The sequence below is a fragment of the Saccharolobus shibatae B12 genome (assembly GCF_019175345.1).
Taxonomy (GTDB): domain Archaea; phylum Thermoproteota; class Thermoprotei_A; order Sulfolobales; family Sulfolobaceae; genus Saccharolobus; species Saccharolobus shibatae.
Map to the genome: position 1 here is coordinate 463,684 of NZ_CP077717.1, position 23,505 is coordinate 487,188.

The 23,505-nt window shown below is 35.9% G+C and carries 24 protein-coding genes; 14 read left to right on the plus strand and 10 right to left on the minus strand.

The window, feature by feature from the left end; genetic code table 11:
- The first annotated feature begins 124 nt into the window (after positions 1 to 124).
- The 4 genes from J5U23_RS02715 to J5U23_RS02730 all read left to right on the plus strand — a co-directional run bounded on the left by J5U23_RS02715 (position 125) and on the right by J5U23_RS02730 (position 5,852).
- A complete protein-coding gene (locus tag J5U23_RS02715; RefSeq protein WP_218266871.1) occupies positions 125 to 1,225 on the plus strand; it encodes a glucose 1-dehydrogenase in 1,101 nt (366 codons plus the stop codon).
- A 174-nt stretch (positions 1,226 to 1,399) separates the two neighbouring features.
- Positions 1,400 to 2,839 carry a glycosyltransferase family 2 protein gene (locus J5U23_RS02720; RefSeq protein WP_218266872.1) on the plus strand — a complete coding sequence of 480 codons (1,440 nt, stop codon included), beginning with the start codon at positions 1,400 to 1,402 and terminating at the stop codon, positions 2,837 to 2,839.
- Positions 2,840 to 2,939: 100 nt separating this feature from the next.
- On the plus strand, positions 2,940 to 4,547 hold the full coding sequence (thsA, locus tag J5U23_RS02725; protein ID WP_218267481.1) for a thermosome subunit alpha: 1,608 nt from the start codon (positions 2,940 to 2,942) through the stop codon (positions 4,545 to 4,547).
- Positions 4,548 to 4,592: 45 nt separating this feature from the next.
- On the plus strand, positions 4,593 to 5,852 hold the full coding sequence (locus J5U23_RS02730; RefSeq protein ID WP_218266873.1) for a mandelate racemase/muconate lactonizing enzyme family protein: 1,260 nt from the start codon (positions 4,593 to 4,595) through the stop codon (positions 5,850 to 5,852).
- Positions 5,853 to 5,966: 114 nt separating this feature from the next.
- Here J5U23_RS02730 and J5U23_RS02735 read toward each other — a convergent pair whose 3' ends face one another.
- Positions 5,967 to 7,121 carry a 3-hydroxyacyl-CoA dehydrogenase gene (locus J5U23_RS02735; RefSeq protein WP_218266874.1) on the minus strand — a complete coding sequence of 385 codons (1,155 nt, stop codon included), beginning with the start codon at positions 7,119 to 7,121 and terminating at the stop codon, positions 5,967 to 5,969.
- A gap of 116 nt (positions 7,122 to 7,237) precedes the next feature.
- On the opposite strand from J5U23_RS02735, the gene J5U23_RS02740 reads away from it, so the two are divergent.
- A complete protein-coding gene (locus tag J5U23_RS02740; protein ID WP_218266875.1) occupies positions 7,238 to 8,422 on the plus strand; it encodes an NRAMP family divalent metal transporter in 1,185 nt (394 codons plus the stop codon).
- On the opposite strand, the gene J5U23_RS02745 is transcribed toward J5U23_RS02740, so the two are convergent.
- From J5U23_RS02745 to J5U23_RS02755, 3 genes are all read right to left on the minus strand, one after another.
- Positions 8,419 to 9,291, minus strand: a complete 873-nt coding sequence (locus tag J5U23_RS02745; RefSeq protein ID WP_218266876.1) for a hypothetical protein — start codon at positions 9,289 to 9,291, stop codon at positions 8,419 to 8,421. The genes J5U23_RS02740 and J5U23_RS02745 overlap by 4 nt on opposite strands.
- An 81-nt stretch (positions 9,292 to 9,372) precedes the next feature.
- Positions 9,373 to 10,758, minus strand: a complete 1,386-nt coding sequence (locus tag J5U23_RS02750; protein ID WP_218266877.1) for an RNA-guided endonuclease InsQ/TnpB family protein — start codon at positions 10,756 to 10,758, stop codon at positions 9,373 to 9,375.
- 72 nt (positions 10,759 to 10,830) lie between these two features.
- Positions 10,831 to 11,403, minus strand: a complete 573-nt coding sequence (locus J5U23_RS02755) for a hypothetical protein (RefSeq protein WP_218266878.1) — start codon at positions 11,401 to 11,403, stop codon at positions 10,831 to 10,833.
- A gap of 131 nt (positions 11,404 to 11,534) precedes the next feature.
- Between J5U23_RS02755 and J5U23_RS02760 the strand changes: the two genes are divergently transcribed.
- Positions 11,535 to 12,215: a hypothetical protein gene (locus tag J5U23_RS02760; RefSeq protein ID WP_218266879.1), complete on the plus strand. Its 681-nt coding sequence runs from the start codon at positions 11,535 to 11,537 to the stop codon at positions 12,213 to 12,215.
- Between the two features lie 18 nt (positions 12,216 to 12,233).
- Positions 12,234 to 13,211, plus strand: a complete 978-nt coding sequence (gene mvaD, locus J5U23_RS02765; protein WP_218266880.1) for a diphosphomevalonate decarboxylase — start codon at positions 12,234 to 12,236, stop codon at positions 13,209 to 13,211.
- Between the two features lie 10 nt (positions 13,212 to 13,221).
- On the opposite strand, the gene J5U23_RS02770 is transcribed toward mvaD, so the two are convergent.
- Positions 13,222 to 14,190 carry a phosphomevalonate kinase gene (locus tag J5U23_RS02770; RefSeq protein WP_218266881.1) on the minus strand — a complete coding sequence of 323 codons (969 nt, stop codon included), beginning with the start codon at positions 14,188 to 14,190 and terminating at the stop codon, positions 13,222 to 13,224.
- Between the two features lie 51 nt (positions 14,191 to 14,241).
- Here J5U23_RS02770 and J5U23_RS02775 point away from each other — a divergent pair, with 51 nt between their 5' ends.
- The gene (locus J5U23_RS02775; RefSeq protein WP_218259354.1) at positions 14,242 to 14,850 is read left to right on the plus strand and encodes a hypothetical protein; all 609 of its coding nucleotides are present in this window, start codon (positions 14,242 to 14,244) and stop codon (positions 14,848 to 14,850) included.
- 190 nt (positions 14,851 to 15,040) lie between these two features.
- Positions 15,041 to 15,352, plus strand: coding sequence for a winged helix-turn-helix domain-containing protein (locus J5U23_RS02780; protein ID WP_218266882.1), 312 nt, complete (start codon positions 15,041 to 15,043; stop codon positions 15,350 to 15,352).
- On the opposite strand, the gene J5U23_RS02785 is transcribed toward J5U23_RS02780, so the two are convergent.
- Positions 15,314 to 15,832, minus strand: a complete 519-nt coding sequence (locus J5U23_RS02785) for a hypothetical protein (RefSeq protein ID WP_218266883.1) — start codon at positions 15,830 to 15,832, stop codon at positions 15,314 to 15,316. The two genes, J5U23_RS02780 and J5U23_RS02785, sit on opposite strands and share 39 nt — an antisense overlap.
- A 264-nt stretch (positions 15,833 to 16,096) precedes the next feature.
- Between J5U23_RS02785 and J5U23_RS02790 the strand changes: the two genes are divergently transcribed.
- Positions 16,097 to 17,317, plus strand: a complete 1,221-nt coding sequence (locus J5U23_RS02790; RefSeq protein WP_218266884.1) for a glycosyltransferase family 4 protein — start codon at positions 16,097 to 16,099, stop codon at positions 17,315 to 17,317.
- Here J5U23_RS02790 and J5U23_RS02795 read toward each other — a convergent pair.
- Both J5U23_RS02795 and J5U23_RS02800 read right to left on the minus strand, forming a co-directional pair.
- On the minus strand, positions 17,280 to 18,248 hold the full coding sequence (locus tag J5U23_RS02795; protein WP_218266885.1) for a hypothetical protein: 969 nt from the start codon (positions 18,246 to 18,248) through the stop codon (positions 17,280 to 17,282). The genes J5U23_RS02790 and J5U23_RS02795 overlap by 38 nt on opposite strands.
- Before the next feature lie 45 nt (positions 18,249 to 18,293).
- Positions 18,294 to 18,506, minus strand: a complete 213-nt coding sequence (locus J5U23_RS02800; protein ID WP_218259359.1) for a hypothetical protein — start codon at positions 18,504 to 18,506, stop codon at positions 18,294 to 18,296.
- Between the two features lie 56 nt (positions 18,507 to 18,562).
- Between J5U23_RS02800 and J5U23_RS02805 the strand changes: the two genes are divergently transcribed.
- Positions 18,563 to 19,498 carry an NAD-dependent epimerase/dehydratase family protein gene (locus tag J5U23_RS02805; protein WP_218266886.1) on the plus strand — a complete coding sequence of 312 codons (936 nt, stop codon included), beginning with the start codon at positions 18,563 to 18,565 and terminating at the stop codon, positions 19,496 to 19,498.
- Between the two features lie 24 nt (positions 19,499 to 19,522).
- A complete protein-coding gene (locus tag J5U23_RS02810; protein WP_218266887.1) occupies positions 19,523 to 19,909 on the plus strand; it encodes a NifB/NifX family molybdenum-iron cluster-binding protein in 387 nt (128 codons plus the stop codon).
- Here J5U23_RS02810 and J5U23_RS02815 read toward each other — a convergent pair.
- On the minus strand, positions 19,895 to 20,857 hold the full coding sequence (locus J5U23_RS02815; protein ID WP_218266888.1) for an alpha/beta hydrolase: 963 nt from the start codon (positions 20,855 to 20,857) through the stop codon (positions 19,895 to 19,897). The genes J5U23_RS02810 and J5U23_RS02815 overlap by 15 nt on opposite strands.
- A 52-nt stretch (positions 20,858 to 20,909) precedes the next feature.
- On the opposite strand from J5U23_RS02815, the gene J5U23_RS02820 reads away from it, so the two are divergent.
- A complete protein-coding gene (locus J5U23_RS02820) occupies positions 20,910 to 22,010 on the plus strand; it encodes an S-methyl-5-thioribose-1-phosphate isomerase (protein ID WP_218266889.1) in 1,101 nt (366 codons plus the stop codon).
- A 44-nt stretch (positions 22,011 to 22,054) separates the two neighbouring features.
- Complete coding sequence (locus J5U23_RS02825; protein ID WP_218266890.1) at positions 22,055 to 23,020, plus strand: stage II sporulation protein M; 966 nt, start codon at positions 22,055 to 22,057, stop codon at positions 23,018 to 23,020.
- Here the strand turns inward: J5U23_RS02825 and J5U23_RS02830 are convergent.
- Complete coding sequence (locus J5U23_RS02830; protein WP_218266891.1) at positions 23,017 to 23,424, minus strand: hypothetical protein; 408 nt, start codon at positions 23,422 to 23,424, stop codon at positions 23,017 to 23,019. The genes J5U23_RS02825 and J5U23_RS02830 overlap by 4 nt on opposite strands.
- Between the last annotated feature and the right edge of the window lie 81 nt (positions 23,425 to 23,505).

The following is a 23,505-nucleotide window of genomic DNA, read 5'->3' on the forward strand; positions in this document are numbered from 1 at the left end:
CTTATCTAGCTGGAAAAAGGTAATGATTTTGGGATATACTGTCTTAGAAATTTACGTAGGTTTAAAATTTTTAAGTTATATTGGGCATAAAGTTTATATCTTTCCCACCCTAACATAGCTTTTAATGAAAGCTATAATAGTGAAACCCCCAAATGCAGGAGTGCAGATCAAGGACGTCGATGAAAAGAAATTGGATAGTTACGGGAAACTAAGGATAAGAACTATCTATAACGGTATTTGCGGTACTGATAGAGAGATAGTTAATGGCAAGTTAACATTATCAACTCTACCTAAGGGAAAGGATTTCCTAGTGTTGGGTCATGAGGCAATAGGCGTTGTAGAAGAGTCTTATTATGGCTTTTCTCAAGGAGATCTGGTAATGCCAGTTAATAGGAGAGGGTGCGGTATTTGTAGAAATTGTTTGGTAGGAAGACCAGACTTTTGCGAAACAGGTGAATTTGGAGAGGCTGGAATACACAAAATGGATGGGTTTATGAGGGAATGGTGGTACGATGATCCTAAGTATTTGGTTAGAATTCCCAAGTCAATAGAAGATATTGGAATTTTAGCTCAACCATTAGCTGACATCGAGAAATCCATTGAGGAAATATTGGAAGTTCAGAAGAGGGTTCCAGTATGGACGTGTGATGATGGGACTTTGAATTGTAGAAAGGTTTTAGTTGTAGGTACGGGACCAATTGGCATATTATTTACACTGCTTTTCAGAACTTATGGATTAGAAGTCTGGGTATCAAATAGAAGAGAACCAACTGAAGTTGAGCAAACTGTCATAGAGGAAACCAAGACTAACTTCTATAACTCAGCCAATGGATACGATAAATTGAAAGAATCTATAGGTAAGTTCGATGTAATTATAGACGCTACTGGGGCCGATGTAAATATATTAAGTAATGTTATTCCATTGTTAGGAAGGAATGGAGTTTTAGGTCTCTTTGGATTCTCAACTTCCGGTTCGGTTCCACTTGACTATAAGACATTACAGGAAATAGTACATGCAAATAAGACGATAATAGGTTTGGTAAACGGTCAGAAGCCCCATTTTCAGCAAGCTGTAGTTCATTTAGCATCTTGGAAGACTTTGTATCCTAAGACTTCTAAAATGTTAATCACTAAGACTGTGAGTATAAATGATGAAAACGAATTACTTAAGGTGCTAAAGGAAAAGGAACGTGGAGAAATTAAGATAAGAATATTATGGGAATAATACAATAAAAGTCTAAGTTTTTTATATCACAACTTTGAAGTATGGATCGGTTCCACTTATGGTATATTTAATATGGCAGTACTCGAATCAGATCTTGGAGTTTTATGGTGTTCTTGGTTCGATATAAATTCAGTATTTATATTCAAGCAAGATATAACATAAGAGAGAGTTATAGTGAGTAGAAACGAAAAATTAGTGAAAATCTTTTATATTAATGGGTTAATAGTTTATACTCGGACTTATATGAGACTTGACATTACATTTTATCTTTTAGTCTCTACCTTGATATCGATTCTTACTATTTTGTACATTTCCTTTACCTTACCTCTGGCATTTACGTATAGGCCTAAGTCATCTCAAGCCAGTATAAAAAGAAGTGAAATTACCGTATTGATTCCCGTTTATAAGGAAGACGTGGATGTGTTTAAAGAAGTTATAGATTCTGTTAAAAAGCAAGATTTGAAATTTATTGTTGTAGGGGATGGCTGTGATGAACCATATAAAAGTATAGTAAGGACAAAGGGAGGTTTGTTCATTAAACTAGATAAGAATATGGGTAAGAGGAGAGCAATAAGAGAAGGATTCAAATACGTTAAAACCCCATATGTCTTACTTTTAGATAGTGATACGATACTTCCAGATAATTCAGTTGATATCTTATCCTCTAAATTAACTGGGGATATAGTTGCTGTTAGCCCAGAGATTTCGGTATTGCCAGGTAAAAATATAATCGCTTATCATGTCTCCGAGATGATGCAAAGGTTGAGGGAAATAAGTTATAGGGCGTTAGGTAGATTCGGCAGTATAGTATCACTCAACGGCCAATGTGTACTAGTAAGAACTGACGTAATAAGGCCTCTAATTGAATCCGAGGAATTTAATAGTGTTAAATTATGGAAGTTCTCCACAATTTTGGGTGATGATAGGCAGATAACCAATTACATCTATTCAAATGGATATAAAGCAACTGTAACTAAGGATATAGTAGTCAAGACTAAAGCTCCAGATACGATTAGCGGTTTACTAAAGCAAATGGTTAGATGGTATAGATCAAATAATTTCTTCTTGATTAGGGAAATAGGTGATGGTACTATCTTTAAAAAGGGGTTCTTTTACATGTTTACGGTATTATACTGGTACGCATTACCTTTACTTACGTTACTAAGTTATAGTCTATATACTGAAATAATTTTATCACGTGTAGCTAAGCATTGGGACTTCATTGCGAGGGCAATAACAACAAACCCTGCTAGGTTCATAAAGAATGTAATAGTATACAGAATTGATAATTTGTTTGATATAGATCCCACTCCAATTTTCCATAAATTTAACCATTTTCTCCCGCATCACCTCAATCCAAGTGGGATTATGTTAATTTACGGTAATAAACTGAGTACAGAAATGGTTCTATTTCACTACTTCTATGTTTTTCACACATTTGTGGGTGAAGTGTCAACAATAGTTAGCATTGTAATGATTGTTTCTATCCTGCTATACACAAGAAGAATAAGGGGATTTGCTTTAGGTTTATTGGCATTTCCATTAATGTTCTTCGCTGATATATTTGCCCTCATGACAATATGGAGACAAAAGAAGTGGTCTGGTCGTAGCTGAGATTTTAACTCTACACTATTTTTATTCTACTGTTTAGATCCTAGATAAAACACAAACTTTATACTTTTCTAAACATAGTAGAGTCGGAGTGAAAGAAAACATGGCCTATTTATTAAGAGAAGGAACACAGAGATCTACTGGAAACGAGGTAATACTAAACAACATAGCTGTAGCCAAAATATTACTGGAAATGCTAAAGTCAAGCCTAGGTCCTAAGGGTTTAGACAAGATGTTAGTTGAGGGGCAAGACATTACAATAACTAATGACGGTGCGACAATAGTTAAAAACATGGAAGTGCAGCATCCTACTGCAAAATTACTCATTGAAACCGCTAAAACTGTTGATACCGAGGTAGGAGATGGGACAACTTCAGTAGTCGTTCTTGCCGGGTTACTATTAGAAAAAGCTGAGGATTTGCTGAATCAGAAGATCCATCCAACTGTCATAATAGAAGGTTATAGGAAGGCTCTAAGTTCATCATTAGAATTGTTAAAAAGTATTGCAGATAAGATTAGTCCAGAAGATAGGAAGATAGTTCACGATCTAGTATATACTACTCTATCGAGTAAGTTCTTCTCAACAGAGCATACTCTAGAGAAGATAATAAATCTAGTTATTGAAGCTTCATTGGCGGTATTGGATAAAAGAGATGGAACCTATGATCTGGATATTAAGAATATAAAGATTGTAAAAGTCAATGGTGGGGAATTTGATGATAGTGAGCTTGTAAATGGGATCGTTGTAGATAAGGAGCCCACCAATGAGAATATGCCGAAAAGGGCGGAAAACGTTAAGGTAATGTTAGCTGACTTCCCATTAAAACTTGAAAAAACGGAAATTAGCATGAAGCTGGGAATAAGTGACCCCACTCAGATAAAGGGATACTTGGATGAACAAACGGCATATGTTAAGCAAATGGTGGATAAGATAAAGGCTATGGGCGTTAAATTGTTTATTACACAAAAGGACATTGATGAAGTCGCTTCATATTTAATGGGAAAAAGTGGGATAATAGCGTTAAAGAACGTAAAGAGGAGTGACATAGAGTTACTGAGTAGAGCTACTGGTGCGAAAATTGCAAGTAGCATGAAAGACGCTAATGAGAGTGATTTAGGGGAAGCTAAATTAGTGGAGGTTAGAAATTTAGGAAAGAACAAATACCTCTTCATTCAATCTGATAAAGCTAAAGCGGTGACTGTAATCATAAAGGGCTCGAATAACATGGTAACTGATGAAGCAGAAAGGAGTTTAAATGACGCCTTTAACTCCATAAGAAACTTGTTACTAGAACCCTATATTGTGGCTGGTGGTGGTGCTGTAGAGGAGGAGTTGGCTAAGAGGTTAAGGGAGAACGCTGGAAAAGTTCCCGGAAAGGAGCAATTGGCATTTAATGCATTTGCGGATGCTTTGGAGGAGTACGTTTCAATACTATCAGAAACTGCTGGCATGGATCCCATAAGTGCGTTAACCGAAATAAGACATAAACATGCAAACGGGTTAAAGAATGCTGGGATTGACATAGTTAAGGCTAGAATTTACGATAACATGCTTGAGCTTAAAGTAATCGATTCTCTAAAGGTTAAGGAACAAGTTTTAAAGAGCGCCACAGAAGCCGCTACTGCGATTTTAAAGATCGACGACATGATAGCAGCAGCTCCTGCAAAGCAACAACCTCAACCACAACAGCCAAATCCATACTTAGGTTAAAAGGTTAAGATATGATTATTTTATTTAGGTTTTCTTTATTACTTTATGGAACTAAAAATCACTGATTTCAAAGTTTTCGTAGCTCAGGCCAATTTCGAATGGGCTTTCGTGAGAATCTACTCCAGGGACTTGTATGGTACTGGTGAGGCTGGTCCAGCACCTGGTTTAAAAGGAATGGAAAGCGAGTTTAGACAATTACTAATTGGTGAAGATGCGTTTAAAATTAATAGGATAGCTGAGAAACTGAGATATGCCGCACTATACTCCGGGACTACTGTGTATCATCTGATCTCAGCCATTAATATAGCATTATACGATCTTATTGGAAAATTCCTAAATGTACCAATATACAAATTACTAGGAGGGGATAAGACGGAAATACCAGTATATGTTGACGCTCATGGAGGGAAAGGATTAGAGGCAATTAACGCTTTGCACTTACCAGTTAACTTACCTTGGATAAAGGAAGCTGAAGTGGAGACAAGTAGGTTGATCACAACCAATAATCCAGTTCATGGTAGGTTGTCAATGGAAAAGTGGAATGAGGACTACTCCCCTGAGGCTTACGCTAAGAGAGCTTTGAAGATGAAGAACGAGGGTTATAAAGCCATGAAATTTGACCTAGACGTCCCTACGCCTTATATAGATTTAAGAAGAGTGAGAAATGGGGATTTATCCCTTAAAGACATCGACTACATGGCAGAAATAGTTAAGGCTGTTAGGGAATCAGTTGGCAATGAAGTCGAAATAATGTTCGATTTGCATTGGAGATATAATTTAAACACTGCTATAAGGATTTGCAAGGCATTAGAACCATATAGGCTAAGATGGCTAGAGGATCCAACACCTGCAATAATGGCTGTTTCCAATTACGACGAATTGAAGTTGTTGACATCCCAGTGCTCAGTTCCAATAGAAACTGGCGAGAATCTCTATACAGTATATCAGTTCAAGGACTTACTAAATACTGGAATAAGAGTATGGGCTCCAGATATAGTTAAGGCTGGCGGGATAACTGAGGGAAGAAGAATAGCTGAATTAGCTGCAATGTACGATATAGAATATTCTCCTCATAATATTGCGTCACCAATAGGTACTATGGCTCACGCTCATGTAGGGTCGATTGCAAACACTTTCGGTTTCGTGGAATTTCACGGTCATGATGTGCCTTTCTGGAATGAGATAGTTAAACCTAAGAGAAGGATTATAGAGGATGGTGTAATTAAGCTTACCGAGGATCCAGGATTGGGTGTTAATTTAGATGATGAGGTTATGAGGAAATACTGGCCTGATTATAATTTATAAAATATGTATGAACTTCCTAACTCATAAACCTAGATATAACTTCAAGTTATTTTTTGAAAATGTAATTATAAATTACTGATAAAGTTCTATATAAAGAAAGAATAAAGGGTTTCTTTAGTCGTAGAAACCTCTATTACTTTTAGCTAATTCCTCTATTAAACTATTTGGCCTGTACGCCCTATATCCTTTCGAGTAGATATCGACTAGATGGTTGTAAATGTTTTTTATACCTAGTTCATCAGCCATTTGCATTAAACCCTTGGGGAAATTAAAGCCATAAATCATTACACTATCAATATCCTTAGCACTTACTATACCATTTTGTATGAGCCATGCACCCTCATTTACTGCTAAAGATATTAATCTAGCCGGATCAACCTTACTAGTAATTGGTAAATCAACTTTTTTATACTTACCAGCTGTAGGATAATTATAGAATCCTTTTCCAGTCTTAACGCCCAATTCTTTAGCCTCGAACTTCCTCTTATACATCTCACACTTAACATCTTCAGCAGTTCCGCTATTTACTATCACATTCCATAAATCAACTGCAACATCCAATCCCACATAATCCGATAGCTCGAAAATGCCCATTGGTAATTTAAGCTTATTCCTAGCAGTGCTGTCAACTTCCTCAATACTCGCTTCACCACTCTCAACTTCCCTACAAGCCTCTTGCATTAGCCTCAAAAATATCCTATTGCTAACAAAACCGGGAACTTCAACCTTAAGTCTAACTGGGATTTTGTTCATTTTCTTCGCCAAATCTATTGTAACGTTAATGGTCTCATCTGAGGTGTACTTACTAGGAACTACCTCTACTAGCTTCATAATTGGTGGGGGATTAAAGAAATGCATTCCGATAACCTTCTCCTTCCTCTTAGTGACTTCAGCTATAGTAGATATCGGGATTGATGAAGTATTTGAGGCTAGAAACGCGTGGGAAGGAGTTATATTATCTAAAGTCTCAAACACCTTTCTTTTAAGCTCTATAATCTCTGGCACTGCCTCTATAACGAAATCAGCATCTCGCATTACATCATAAGACGTCGAGAATTCTATTCTTTTCATTACGTCCTCTGGTCTTTCCTTTATTTGCCCTTTTTCGTAAAATCTGTTTAATGACTCGATTATTCTCTCCTTGGCCCTATTTAGGAAATCCCAAGATATATCCACTACGCTGACCTTGTAGTTGGCAAGTGCAGAAACCTCAGCAATTCCATGACCCATGGTACCCGCTCCAACCACACCTATCTTTTTTATAGTCATGAGTGATATATAATAATTTTAAGAATTTAAAGTGAAGCTTTATTCCATAATTAATAAATATATACATTTACGATTAGGCGTAAAGCATATATATACTGAACATTGTGTATCATAATGTGAGCATTAGAGAGATAGTAAGACTTTTCGGTCCAGCATGGATAGTAATGATGGCGGATGTTGACGCAGCAAGCGTATTAACTGGCGTAGCCAATGGGCAAGAGTACGGATATAGACTGATCTGGCTGTTGCTACTCTTAGCCTTTCCCTTATATGTTATCCAAGAAGCTGCCGGAAGATTAGGTGCAGTAAATAATGGTAAAGGTCTTGGGGAGATTATTAGGGAGAGATACTCAGTTAAAATATCGCTACTAGCCTCTCTTTCTATGTTCATGGTTGACGTGTTCACGTACGTAGTTGAATACGTTGGAATAGCGGTCGGGGGACTAGTATTAGGAATTCCACCTTTTATAACCCTCCCAATTTTCTTCATATTCCATTTAACTATAATATCAACTAGAAAATACGATAAGATAGAGAAATTTCTAATGCCAATATCTTTACTCTTGGTCATTGCATTTGTTCTTCAAGCCATGTTAAGGGGTATAGTACCTGGAGAAAGCATATTTTACTTCTCGTTTTCCAAATCCTTTACATTCCTAGTTGCTGCTAACATAGGCGCAGTAGTCATGCCATTTATGATATTTTACCAAACCTCGGCAACTGCGTATAAATACCAAGATGTGGATTCGACAATTGAAACTAAGGTTAAGTGGTCGTCCATAGAGACGTTTATTGGGGCAATAGTGTCAGAACTTATAATGGTGGCTATAGAAATGGCAACTACTGGAATTTCACCATCAGTAGATCCTTTAAATTATAAGGAAATGTCGTATTCACTATCCTTACTTTCAAGTCCTATTTCACCATATATATTTGGAATTGGCTTAATTAGTGCAGCTTTTCTTGCATTGATTGTGGAGTCTTTAGGTAGTGCGTGGGGAACTCTAGAGGCTTTAGGCAAAAATACTTTTACCAACTTTCTACTATTATATATTTCCGAGTCTATCCCTGCACTCGTGATCGCATTACTTTTCACCAACAATTACGATAATGTGGTGAACTTCGCCCTAACTTTAATGTCAATAGCACCATTTATAGTTGTAATCCCCGCGGCATTGATTGGAGTTTTAATAAACGATAAGAACTTAATGATGAATTACACATATGGAAGAACTAGGATAATCATTTATTGGATTACCGTTGCAACGATACTCACTGGTGGGATACTTGCAATAATTTAGGTTCCTTTCCACATTTTTAAGGAGGATACGAAATCTGAAATTGAATATCTACTCTTCCAGCTTAATGGATAACTAAACTTAATATAGCGAGCGGAAGTGTAATCTAGACTTAATAATTCATTATCGTTCAATGTCATCCTTATTTTCCTATCATTAACCTCTATTTCCAATTTTCCAGCTTCCTCCTTACTCTCCAAGAATTCAAAGCCTTTGTCATATCTTAGCATTAAGAACTTTTCTAGATTTTTTACGTTACCATCAACCACAACAGTACCAGAACCTAATATAATGTGAAATAACCATAATTTTATAACGTTTAAACTTTGATCTATGTCCTTTACGCTATAAGCTTCGTCTCCGAAGTAAGTGCAACCTCTCAACGCCATACAGACCTGTTGACCATAGAAGTATACTGTATCGTTTGCCCACTCAGAGTGTTTTTCAATAGATTTATACAGAGGTTCTATGTGGACATAATATTGTGGATCTATCTCAATCATTCTAGAAGGCGGTAAATATTTTATAACTTCTGAGGGTAAATTGAGGAAAGTGATAAAGCTGGGATAAGATCCACTCCATATGGAGAATGTTCTCTCCGAGACTTTCCTTATTTCGTTAAATGGCTGTGTCTTGTATACTAACCTGTAAAGGTTATCTGACATCGTATTGGGCAATTTACTTAGTACTAATGCTCTAAATGCGGGAGATATTGCGTTTATATATGGTATGATATCGTTTTCACCCTTAACTCTTTTAACTATGCCGTTTCTTATAATGTAAACTTCATCATCATCGCTAATTTGAGCCTCTATCTCACACTGTGTATTCACTATCCCTTTTTTCCATCTTATACACTGTCTATATACCACATTTAAAGTAAAGTATAATCAAATATTAAAATACTAATTCTGACCTACTCACAGCCCTAAAGGGCGATGGTTCCCGAGGTCTCAAGGGTTACTCCCCTTTACGGGAGCTATTCGATTATGCCCCACAATAAAGGAAAGAGGTTTCTTCACCCTATTGACGACCTTTCCAATAGCCTTCCTCAGAATGTTCAATGCACCGTTCAAGTCACTATGCAGCTTATGACCTAGAGGATAATAAACTACCCCCCTCGGTTTTCTCTTAACTTCCACATTATGATAAGCACAGAACCTAGACGTGTTATACTCAACTACCTCATACACTTTCATACCGTATTCTTGTGCTTTAAGTTCAATAGCATAAATTAACTTGCGGTATGACCAACCGTTCACCGTATATTTGTTACCCCTATTTTGAGAGATGTTATAAGTATAACCGATGTAGATTGTGGATACGCCCAGCTTATGAAGTTCCTCAATAAGACCACTTGCTAGAGTTCTGTATAAGTGAAGAAACCTCCTTTGTAACTTCCCGAATAGCCTCCTCTTCTCTCTCGTTAACTCCTTATAAGCCTCGTACTCATCTATATTCTTCGATTTATCTGCAAGTGATTGAACTTTAGCAATCCTCTTCTCAAAGTAAAAATAGTCCTCCTTTGCCCTAACTCCCTTGTACAGTAACCAGGTGCCATCACTAACTACAACACTTGCCAAAACGTTAATACCTAGGTCAATAGAAGCTACCTTGTTACCCTGTGGTAAAGCTGCTTGAATTGATTTTCTTTCACCACGAACTATGTGTTTAGATTGCTTACCTCTCTTAGTAGTCTCAACACCAACATCAACTGGTATGTGAGCGTACCACTTGTTCATATCCTCATCGTAAATGATTTCAAGTCTACCTTGCTTACCGTGCCACTTAAGCCTACCTTCAAAATCTATCTCCATGTCAAAATCCTTGAGGATGAGTTTCTTCCTTTCTTCATCTACTTCATAACGGTCTTGTCTAACCATGAGAATCCTTTTTCTCTTCTTGTTTTTCCTGTCCTTCCAATAACGTGGAGGAGAGACATGATCCATGTGGGGTGGTAGTTTTCCATCCTTCTTCAGCTTCAATAGGGAGAAGAAGGAGGACCACGCCTCGTTGTTCTTCTGCATTACTGCTTGAGTGTTAACACCCAGTGTATTCTTATAGTTCTCATAGTACTTGCCCCAAGTTCCTTTGAAGTCTACTTTTCCTTCATTGAAGAATTGTTGCCTCCTCTCGTAGTTTATCTCGTTGAACAACTTGGCAGAAACATTTGCTAACTTTAGTAGTTTTTTGTGTTGGTGAGTGTTTGGTAGGAGACGAACTATGTTTGTCCTCCTATTCTCGAACTTAACTTCGTAGACACCTCCTTCTGGTATTGCGGGAGTAATGGTCGGCTCCCGCTCCTCATCCTCAGTAAGTTGACCGGAAGGAGGTGCCATAGGGGAGCGTTTGTTAAGTTGGTTAAAAAGCTTTACTCCGCCTTAAAAAGACGAGGTTTGTCGTTCGTTTTATCAAAGATGCAATGTGTATTTAGAGTGAAAGGACTTCAACTCGTTAGCGTATTTTACACAATTTAAACTAGATGTAATTGCTATGACTAAGATCCCAAAGGCTAAACCAGAAAATACAAAGGCAACACTCATAAAATTTAACAATAAGAATAACGACGACAAAATAAGGAGAACCAGTGAAATTTTGTTCTCATTAATTATGTGTGATATTGTTGCATTTAATTCCTCGGATAAAAAAATTATTCTATCTACGTTCTTAATCTTCTCGTTCACTATATCAATAAAACCTTTAAGGTTATCCCAGTTGGCTGAGACATATTTTTCTAATTCTTCAATTTTGACGTTAAGTGGACTAGCAATTATCGTACCTTCGAGCATATCTGAAACCTTGTCCGATGATAGAAGCTGAACAAGGGATAGTAATGCCTCCAGTTTAGCTAAAAATGTTATTTTATCCAAGTCTTTAGATAAACTCGGTAATCTAGATTCGAGGTAAAACTGCAATCCAGTCGAAATAATCAATAAGAATGCTGACGTTAATATAATCTCTAAAAACAATATGTTAGGAATCATAAATTTTCACCTATTCTTTCATTATTCTTGTACTATAATATGCTATAGAGTAAATAAATATTATGTTCTAGGTAATTATATCTATTAAGTGGCCTTATAATAATATATATTAATATCGTCTAAGAACAATTATGAATAAGGTTATCATTGACAAATACGTCATTCGTACTGATTGTAATGATGATAATATCCTAAATGATCTAGTACAGACACTAAGAAAATACAACGTAAGAGCGTATAATTACAAGGTTGAATTTCTACGTGACAAGGTTAGTGTTAGAATAATAAGAGGAAATGCTGTTTTAAACTTGTCAAATCTATATATAAAGGAATTGGAAGATATTCTAAAAGAATCAGAGGAATTATACACTACCAGATTTGACATAGAATTCCATAATATACCCTCTAAGAGGGAGATTCTAGATAAGCTAGAATCCACTGAGCTTCCTTACTCTAAGGTTGACGTATTTAAGGATAAGGTTAAGATAAGGACAGTAAATGGGTTCACATTCATTGATGAAACGAATTTAGAGGCAACATACTATTTAAGCCTAATTTTCGATAAGGTTAATTTAAAACCCTTCAATGCGGGTAGAATTAAAAAGGTTAAGGATATGAGAGCCTTGCTTCTCCTTAAATACTATGGAGTAAGGGATTTAGAATTGATTGAGAAATTAATTGATTTAGATTTGAGAATTGAGGATAATGAGATTATAATTGGAGATATTTTAATTGGAGAGAATGGGATATTAAAAAAGGACAAGGAAGTATCTAAAAAGGAATTATATGAGTTAGTTAAAGTTAATAAGTAATAACATATTCTTAGAATCGTGCTAAAGTCTGTAACAGTTTCAGCACCTTCAAATATAGCCGTAGTGAAGTATTGGGGAAAAAGAGGAGATGAAAGATTAAATTTACCACTTAATAACTCATTGTCGATTACCTTAGATGACCAGTTATCGGTAATTACCAAAGTTACCTTGAGCGATAAGAACATTGTAATAGTTAACGATAGGATCTTACCAGAGGATGAAATGAAAGAATATGCTGGAAGAGTCTTGGAAGCCTTTAAGAAAATCGTTGGCAAGGAGTTTCACGTTAAGGTCGAGTCAAAGGCAAAATTCCCCGTTAACGCGGGATTAGCGTCATCTGCGGCAGGAATTGCTGCATTAACCTTTGGCTTGAATGAACTATTAGAATTAGAACTTAAACTTGAAGAGCTTTCCAAAATAGCCAGACTAGGATCTGGGAGCGCTTGTAGGAGTATGTTTGGAGGATTTGTTGTATGGAATAAGGGTCGAAGAGAAGATGGTGAGGATTCCTATTGCTATCAAATCTTCCAACGTGGACATTGGAGTGAACTAGTCGATATAATTCCGATATTAAGCGAGAAAGAAAAGAAAATATCTTCTAGAAAGGGTATGATAAGATCAGCTGAGACTTCAGAATTAATGGAGTGTAGGCTCAAATTCATTGAGAAGACCTTTAATGAAGTCGTTGAGGCTATAAGGAATAGGGATGAGAGGAAATTCTACTATCTCGTCATGAGACATAGCAACAGTATGCATGCAATAATATTGGATAGTTGGCCGTCATTCTTCTACTTAAACGATACTTCAATAAGGATAATGGAATGGATACAAGAGTATGGTAAGGCCGGTTACACATTCGATGCTGGACCAAATCCTCACATTTTCACTACAGAAAGATATGTACAAGACATCTTAGAATTCTTAAAATCTCTAGAAATAAAGAGAATAATAATGTCTAAAGTTGGAGATGGACCTAAGATATTGAATAGAGAATAACAAAATTCTTTTAATTAGAATCTAGCTTTAAGCCCTCGTCCTCCTTCACGTCAATAGTTTTAATACCTCTTCTTTTCCACATCTCCCTTACCTTACTCAAATCATTGCCCAAGGCGAAAATTGAATCCCCACCACCAGCTCCAGGAGACAAGGCTATTAGTGCACCCTCTTCCTCAGCTATCTTTATCAACTCCTCCTCTTCTTTACTTACTAGTTTAACACCGACTATACGTTCAGCTATATAGTTTAGATACTTCCTCCCTAACCTTACATGCTCTGCAGCTTCGTCGATTTTATTTAATTTTACGAGTTTAATTGCCATATTATTCTCCTCATCTATAAGCCTCATAATTTCCCGAAAATCCTCCAAATTGCTCTTCTCTACAAATTTCTTGACTAAACCCACAGTTTCAGAACTCTTTCCCGTAAAGCCAAGTACCATATCATAATTACCCAAGTTTAACTTCTCGTAATAGAAGTCCATTTTCTCCAAATCAGTAAATCTCTTGTAAACTATACTTCCAAAAACACCTGAAGCTATATCAAACCCACTGCCAATTCCCTTTTGTCTCTTGAAATTGGCAATTTGCGCCAATTTATGTATTTCAAATAAATCCAATTTACCATTGATAGCGTAATATAGGCAGGCGGTAAGGGAAACTGTAGCAGCTGAAGAACTGCCTAATCCCGTTTTTTTACCATCTAATATGAATTCCTTATCGTTATAAAGTTCAATTTCATAGCCTTGAGGAAGTTGGGTAAATCTTTCTCTAAAAGTATCTAGGACTGAATTAATTAACTCATTACCTGAATTTTTAAAATCGCCATAACTAGTGTGGAAAATCAAACTCCTCTCTTGAATTTCTCTTAACCTACAACTCACTCTCTTATTAACTGCAATTACGTGTGATATACCTCCAAATACTACGCTATAACTTCCTATCCAAAGTATTTTTCCAGGAGCGCTAACCCTTATCACATTCCATATTCCTTATTAGCTTTTTAATCTTTAACTACAATTCTTTGGCAAATGGAATTCCTAAGTAAAAGGGAAAGGCTAGTATTAGTTGCGATAGCCCAATCGGGACCAGGTGGGACCACTTATTCTCAACTTTCAGCATTAGGTTACATCTTGTCAAAAAACACGATACAAGAAACCATTGAGAACCTTTACTTGCAAGGTTATATTAACGTTCTGAAAGATGGAGACGAGATAAGATACATTGCGTCAAAAAATGTGAGAAATGCCATTATTAATTTGGAATTTCATAAGTATAGACTAGCTAAAAATCTAACCGAATTGAAGAAAAAAGTAGAGGATATTAGCAAAATGGAGAAACAACAACAAGCTATAGCTTTCAAGGGTATACTAAAAGATCTACTTTCCTCCATTTCATCTTCAATAGTATCATTGCTAGATGAGTTACCAGCTCTAACATTGCCAGAATACATGGAGGTTCTGGAAAATCTATACAAGGAGTTTTTGTCAAAACTATCTCCACTGATACAAGAATCCATGACTGAGGATGAAATAAATACGTTTATCTCTTTGGTAAGTAAATATAGGGGAGAAAAAGACGCTGAGGAAATTAAAAATACATTACAGAAAATAAAGGGAGGAACTGAGAATCAACGTTAGAGTTTTTCCATCTTGAAGCTTTCTCATAAACTTAGAACTACATCTGATATTCGAGAAGATGTAAGAAAATAATTTTAACTTGTATTTAGTTTCAAATTTGTCGTTCTCACTTTTAAGGCTTTCCGTCCCATTCGCTACTGAGGAACTTCACGATAAAAAATATAAATGATTAAAGAGTAGTAGTAAATGTATGAGAAGGAGTAGAGATGATATAATAGGTGATATCTTAGAGGCGATTGATAGTAACATTAATAGGATATCTAGTATTATGAAAAATGTTAATCTTAGCGCATCACTAGCAAAAAAATATCTGTCAATGCTAACTGATAACGGGCTTATTCAAGAGGTTGATGGTGAATACAAATTAACTGAAAAAGGGAGAAGGGTTCTAGAACATTTTAGAAAAATGAGAAAGATTGAGTTAGAACTAACTACTATAATATATGAGGTAAGAAAAGAACTATCAGCTAACAAGAAGGAAGATCAAGTAAGCCATAGTTAGAAGACCTATTCCCATATCTACTATTTTATATATCCTCTTAGGTATAAGATTGAACAGCGAAAGGGATATTATTGAAGCTGCAGAGGCTATTATAAACGACGAAACTATCTCTATGGAATAGAGAATAGTATAACCAGTTGAAGCAATAACTATAACTAATACTTTAGTTGGAGTTATAACGAAAGCTCCTTGTAGTAATCCTGCCTTATTCGCCCCTATATCTATTTCCTTATCGAATATTGCTTGGACCAACAGTAGAATTGAAAATATAATACCTACTATATCTGCGATTATTTCCAGAAATTTATTATCACCTATAAGAATTACAAGTGGTATTGCTATTATAATGAACCCTACTGAATGAGATAAAGCGAATTGGATAATTTTCCATCTACTCCTTAAGAGTCTGGCGGTAGCTACGTGATCGGGCTCAATTCCATGGGAAAGACCTAGTAATAATGATAGGATTATAGGATCCACGTTTACACCTTAAATAACTACAGTAATATAACTAATTGCTACTCGCGACAAAAAATAGTAGTAATTCCTTGCAAGATAATTAATGAAGAGGATTATAAATTACTTACATATTCAAGACTATATCTAGAATTTTTAAGGTAAGACTAAAAGCAGAAAACTGTTAAGGTAGAGATTATATCACCTTTTATAACTTCCAGATAGGAAAAACCATTAATTTCTTTCTTTAAACTATCATACTCATAGTGTTAAACTAAAGTGAGAGAAATGAGAGTGCTAGCAATTGGTAACGTGTTTAACCCGTCTGGAGTATCAGTTCACATAAAAAACGTCTTAAAAGAACTAGTAAAGATGGGAGACGAAGTGACGTTATACGTTCCATCATTTCTAGTTAGAAGAAACTATGAGGTGCTAAAGGATTTAGAGAGTGCACATGTTAACGTTCATCATTCCGTGTATGAAGTTAAAGAAGCTGAAGAAGTGGGCACATTACCCTATTTCATAAAATCTCATACCGTCTATTTGAGATGGAATGATTTGGGAGAGGATAGAAAATACATTGATGAACTAAAGGAAATTAAACCTGACGTGATATATGATATGCACGAGGACTCAATAACGTTGCGATTATCTTATCATATTGCAAAAAAATTGCATAAGCCATTAGTTAAACTTCTACATGATGAGCCATTTAGAAATTCTTTCGGAAGGGGATACAGGAAATTTCTAGGAATCAAGGGTTTAGCCTATGATATCTTAATGTGGATGTTCTACAAATTTGACAAGAGAGCGTTTTTACGTTCAATAAATGATGGAGTATTAAGGGGAATAGCTGGTGTGTCAAAGGCACCATTTTACCTATCTGGGATTGAAGAGATTGCACGTGACGTGAGATTAAAGGTTTATGAGGTCGGCAACGCTTTCAATAGGGATATTATTTATAAGTATAGGAAGACTAAGGATAAGGAAGACTATGCGGTGTTCTTTGCTAGATTAGTCCCACAGAAGGGTATTAGGGAATTGCCTAGAATTGCTGATTTGCTAAATAGTAAAATAGTTGTATTTGGAAAAATTTTCAACGAGAGCGATAGGGCGATTCTAATGTCGCATCCTAAAATTGAATATATGGGTTATAGGCCAATAGAAGAGGTGTATAGTACAGTGGCTAAGGCCAAAGTTTTAATATATCCTTCCCATCAAGATGGTTTTTCCCTAGTTGTTTTAGATACCTTAGCTTTAGGTACTTCTGTTGTAGCATATGACATACCAGCAATTAGGTTCGTGTTTTCCAATTTAAAACCAGTTAGAACAGTGGGAGAGTATGATGTGAAGGAAATGGCAAGAATTGCAAACAATATATTGAGTATGAAAGATGAGGAATATGAAGGCGAGCATGAAGATGAGAACGTGAAGAAGTTTTTAGAATTACACTCATCATGGGCAAACGTAGCTAAGGAGACTCACGATTTTCTTTCTGCATTCTTATAAACCTCATTGATAATCCTAATTTTATGGAAGTTAAATAGAAATTATCTCTAATTAAATAGAGGAAATAGAGTACTGCAATGACCCAGAAAATCCCAGAGATTTCGAAGTAAAAGAATCGCAATATATAAGCCAAATCTGAGAGAATTACTGAGATTACGATCTTGTCATAATTATATCTACTAGTTGAGTACGTAATGCAGGAGAAGAATAAGGTCGACATAATACCTAAGGTGAATGCGTGGACGAAATCTCCAAAATAGAGTGATAAAAGGGGGATCACTATGAGAGATAGTAAAGATGAGAATGCACTAGTGTTCTTAAACGTAAATGTTTTTCTATATATTGTTAGAAAATACGCCACTCCGATAAATGGAAATAGAATGGGGAAGAAGTATGACAATATTATAATTAGAAATATTGGTAGCTGATATAATCCGAATACTGGCCTCGTTCTTAAATTAACGGAGAACACTCCCATGTTAACTCCCAATATATATAAGAGTAAAGGAGTGATGAGAAGCCAATAATTTGGATAGAGTAGCCATGCAATTATAGATGCAAATGGAGATGAAAGCACCAAAGCGTTAATTGGTAATTTTCTAGCATTATAACCATAACTTCTCAGATCCACTAAAGCCTTGACTTCAGTAATTGCTAGTGCAACTGATGCAATGATTTGAAAATAATGTATTGGAATTACCAAAAAGATTAGAGAGGCTATATGTAATGCTAGGTAATTTTTGGCTGGAAAGAATAGTCGCTGTATCATACCAAAGTATAACGCGTAAGCTCCCAACATCATGAAATAGGGATGATATGACCAATTGAGGGGAAGTGATAACGAACCCAAAGCCCAATATGCTATTGCCAAGAATATAAAAGGAATGTTAACACCCCATGGTTCAATCTCCTTAATTTCACTCTTCTTCATATAGCTAAAATCGAGTACTGAATTAAAAAACCTAAAGCTTATAGATTAGGTTTCAACTAGACTCTTATAACTATTACGCAAATACCTAGCCAAGTATAGGGCGTCAGTATCTAAATAACCAGCTAGTCTGACCAAGGTTATATCTGGATTTTGTCTGATTATTTCAATTATTTTTCTTAACTTATAAGGTAAGATATCTTCATCATTTGTTGTTAAAGCCCATTCCTTAAACCTTGTCCAAAATTTTGAATAGTTCACAACATGTTAGTTTATTAGGATACTTTTTAAGCAAAAGTGCCGAATGACATCTTTTTATGCTTTTTTGCAAAAATGTTAATATGAAAATTTTAACATTTGGCGGTACTGGATTCGTAGGTACCAATTTCGTAAGATACGCATTGAGTAAGGGACACGAGGTTCTAGTTTACGCAAGGAGTATGAACGAGTACGCAAAAACCTTACAAAACGTTGGTGCAAATATAATTTTCTCTTATGACGATCATTTGAAAGACGTTGATTGTTTAGTCTATTTTATAGGCGCGATGTGGACTAAAGATCCTAAAGAATTTGAATACTTACAAGTAAAATTCCCTACTGAAATAGGAAGCAAGTTCTTTCAAGTTAACTCAGGTAAGTTCGTATATATAAGCAGTATAGGAGTGTCTGAAAATATCGAAAGTAAAGAAAGACCTATCCTTGAGGAAAGTCCACATGGAGAAGGCTTAAAGCCAAATACACTTCACGGAATTACAAAACTTGAAGGGGAAAAGAGTATATCGAAATTCCCCAATTACGTAATACTTCGGTTTCCAATAATTTACGGCCCCTATAGCAGAATCCTCATGTGGAGGATTTTCATGTGGTTAACTTCTCATGGTATTGGTATAAAAAACGATAGTATATTTAGCGTAGTTTCAACTAGAAATACGTCTAAGGCAATAGAATTAGCTTGTAAATATAAGAAGAACGATTATTTTTACATAACTGATAAGGAACCAGCTAACTTAACAAGTCTTTTCTCTGATGCAGCAAAGGCCATAAATGGAGAAATAAAGTCTTGGTTCCCATTTAGCGTAAAACTCATAGAGCCTTTCAAGTCTTCACATGAGATGTTGAAAATGGCCTATGATGTTCTTTCTAGGGAGTTAGTGTATTCCTATAAGAAGGCCGAAAGGGAATTGGATTACATCCCAGAGGACGTAAGGGTTGAGACGTTTAAGGAAATGGCAAGATACTATAAGATTATATGAGCGTTTAGGATTAACCTTTTTATTATGCAAGTTATTAAAATTCTTATGATAATATGCACTGTTGTAGATGATTCAAATAGATTGGACTTATTCTCCAGAGGGAAATTCGTAGTATTATTTGACAATAAAAATAGGGAGATTCTATTTAAAGAGGAGAATCCAGCCCTAAACTCCTCAACGAAAAGGCCATTAGTTGCTAAGGAGTGTGTAAGGTTAAGGGCAGAAATGGTAATTGCTGCGCATGGTTCTCTTTGCTATCCATCCTATTCAATTTTAAATAAAGCTAATATCAAAATGTTGGTAGGAAATATTGGAGATAGTATGTACACAGAAAACCTTCGCGCAGTAAGTAAGTGGGAAGTTACCTACTCTAGCTTCTTAGCAATTAAGGAAAGATTATTCGGACATTAGTGCCTTTTCAAGAAGGCTTAGTGATATATCATATCTATAAGTTGTGTGAAGATGGCCATCATTAAACTCCTCGTAATAGTGATTTATCCCATATTTTTGCAACTTCTTATGTAAAGTCCTACTTCCATACTGTATGTTGAACTCGTCCTTTTTACCCACATCTATAAATATGAACTTAAGCATTTTCAAACTATCAGCATATTTATCAACCATCCTGACCGGGTCTTTCTCTAGCCATTTTCTCCAAACCTCCTCCAGTATTTCACCAGTCTCCAAATCGAATGGTAACTCTATTTTTTCATCCTTAGGAGAATAAAATGCTGCCATACCAATTACGTTTAACGTATTCAAATCTTCCTTATGTTGTTTATTCTCCTTCTTCCAATAGTTTTCTAACCATTCCTCGGGAGTCTTAAATCTCCTTAACTGCTCAATTGCTTTAGGAAATGTAGGTAAGTAGACGTATTCGAAATAGGCATCGCCAGCGTGGTCAGCTATGGCTTTGATAACATTAGAATATTTCATTCCCAATACAAGTGCACCATATCCTCCAGACGAGTGTCCAAATATTCCTATCTTATCGCTCTTGAACTTGTCCTTTAAGAAAGGTATTAATTCCTTTATGAGAAAGTCCTCATACATTCCCACCGCTGAAGAATTTATATACTGATTTCCACCAACCTTAGTGAACATATCTGGAAGGACTATTACTGAACCTTTCATTTTCCCCTCATTACTCAATCTCTCAACCTTGCTCTTCATATCCTCTCCCAATGGATTGTAATTGATTTGGGTTAGAGAAGAAGAGAGGTAGCCACTAAGGTAGATCAATATTGGTCTTCCCTCATATTCTTCAGGGTAAATTAATCCCACTCTTCTCTTATTTGGGTCTTTCAAGGGATTATCTCTCAAGACATTACTTTCAAATTCAATAATAGTTAAGTTCACGTATCCATTTTCCTTCCCTAAGCTTTAAATCTTCCTTTATCCATTATATCATATGAAGCTTACAGTAAAGGAAGTTAAGGAGCTTTTTAAACCAAAATTATTACCAATAATTTGGAAAGATGAAAGTAATACCTTGACAATCCTAGATCAATCCTTATTGCCTTTTCAAAAAGTTTACGTGGATTTAAAGGATGTTGAAAACACAGCGTTAGCCATAAAGAATATGCAAGTTAGAGGTGCTCCAGCAATAGGAATCACTGCCGGATACGGAATGGTACTAGCGTTGATCAACAACAAGAATGTAAAGACATTAGATGATGCTATTAGGGAATTAACTAGGGCTAAGACCCTATTAGAGTCAGCTAGACCTACAGCTGTTAATTTAGTTTGGGCGACCTCAAGAATGCTAACTTTAGCTAAAAATGCAGTGGAAAGTGGTAACGCCAAGGCTGTAAATGAACTAATAGAACTAATGAAAGTTGAGGCTAAGAAGATTTTCGATGAGGAGTATGATGCTGAAATACAAATGGGGCTTTACGGTTTAGAGAAATTAAACGATGGTGATACAGTACTAACGCAGTGCAATGCTGGTGGTTTGGCTACTGGTACTGGGTTAGGAACTGCATTGGCTCCAGTGAAATTGGCTAAGGCCTTAGGGATGAACGTTTCAGTAATTGCTCCAGAGACAAGGCCTTGGTTACAAGGAAGTAGGTTAACCGTTTACGAATTAATGGAGGAAGGAATAAAGGTCACGTTAATAACAGATACTGCAGTTGGTTTAGTAATGTATCGAGGCATGGTGAATAACGTAATGGTTGGTGCTGACAGGATATTGAGAGATGGGCACGTCTTCAATAAAATAGGGACATTTAAGGAAGCGGTTATAGCCCATGAATTGGGTATACCATTTTACGCACTAGCGCCAACTTCCAGTTTCGACTTAAAGAGTAACGTTAACGACATTAAGATTGAGGAGAGGGATCCCAATGAAGTAAGGACAATTAGGGGGATACCAATAGCTCCAGAGAACGTAAATGTGTATAATCCAGTATTTGATGTTACTCCGCCTAAATATATTACTGGTATTATAACTGAAAAGGGAATAATATATCCTCCATTCCATGAGAATATTAGAAAAATCGTTGAAAGGTAACTCTTAGGAAAAGTAATTTAAATATCAAGTCAGAATTTACCTTAATGAGAGTTTTAACAAAGATTATCTTGATAGTTTTCGTATTTGAGGTAGTGTTATTCTTAATAGCCTCAGGCATACCTCAGAATAACCCCTCATTAGTATCAGCGTTTAACAGTACGGAAAATCAAGTATTAAACCAATCTTATTTCGGTAAGGTATTAATGATCTTTGGTAACAACGTGAGGGTCGCGTTCTTGGATTTCATACCTGCTGTTGGAATGGTCATATTGGCCGTAAGTATATACTCAACTGGGGCAGTTTTAAGTGCGTTTTCATCTAGTCTCAATGTCCCTGGAATTTTATCTGCCTTAGGCTTAATGACATTACCACACTCATGGCTTGAACTGCCCTCTTATGCCGTAGCTGCATCCAGTGGGTTATACATTGTAATTAGACCAAGGGAGTGGGTGAGAGGACTACTAACCCTTATAATTGTCCCAATAGAGTTATTCTTAGCTGCGTTGGTTGAATCAGGTGAGTTTTACGTAAGCAATCCGTATATATTATGGCTTTACTCAATACCAGCCTTTGTATTCTTGTACTTCCTTTATGAATTCTTACAAAAAAGAGCTGATAGATACATTAAAGTGAAGACACCAGTAACTCAACAACAGAATGTAATTCAAATTCAGCAACCAACATACGCCGATTATATAACTAGATACAACCAGAGTTGGAACACTGCAAGCTATTACGAAACTCAAGGTAACTTAGCTGAGGCTATGAGATATTATTGGGAGGCTATTTTCTACTTAATTACTGCAGTTGGGAACAAATTGGGAATGCCTACGTTGACAAAGGAGGATCAAGATAATGTGATAAAATCAGTTGCGTACAAGGTTGGAAATCCTCAACTGTACGATATCTATAACGAAGCATTCAAAATTAGGATTGAAAATAGGCTAAATGATTTCCAAATATTTAAGGAGTATTTATCTCAGTTGACAAGGTATTTGAATTCTATCTAACTAATAATTTTTTCACTTATCACCTCTATTCCCAACTTTAAGGCTAGATCATAGTATTTTTTAGGGATAGCAAACGCTATCAAGAAACTTCTCACTTTTTTAGAAAATTTATTTTTTAGGATTTTTTCTCTAATTAACAACTGCTCTATAGTGGAGTAGTCTGCATAGTTTTTGGCTAAAAATAAGTAAATCTCATCTCCCTCCTCATAATACATGATTGGTAACGAGAATCCTATTCTTAAAATGCCCTCATCGTCTATCAAAAACTCTCTCTTTATTTTAGCTAATTTAACGCCATTCCTCTCCAATTGCGGTTTAAACATATTAACTATTAAATATTCAATCTCCTCCTCCTTTCTTGAAATATCAGTAAGGAATTTTAGTACTTGATCTTCTAAGCTCATACTATAATATCATACTCCCCCTTATTAAAAATAATTTCTCAAAATACAATTGCACACAGTTGCACATAACAGTACATAAAA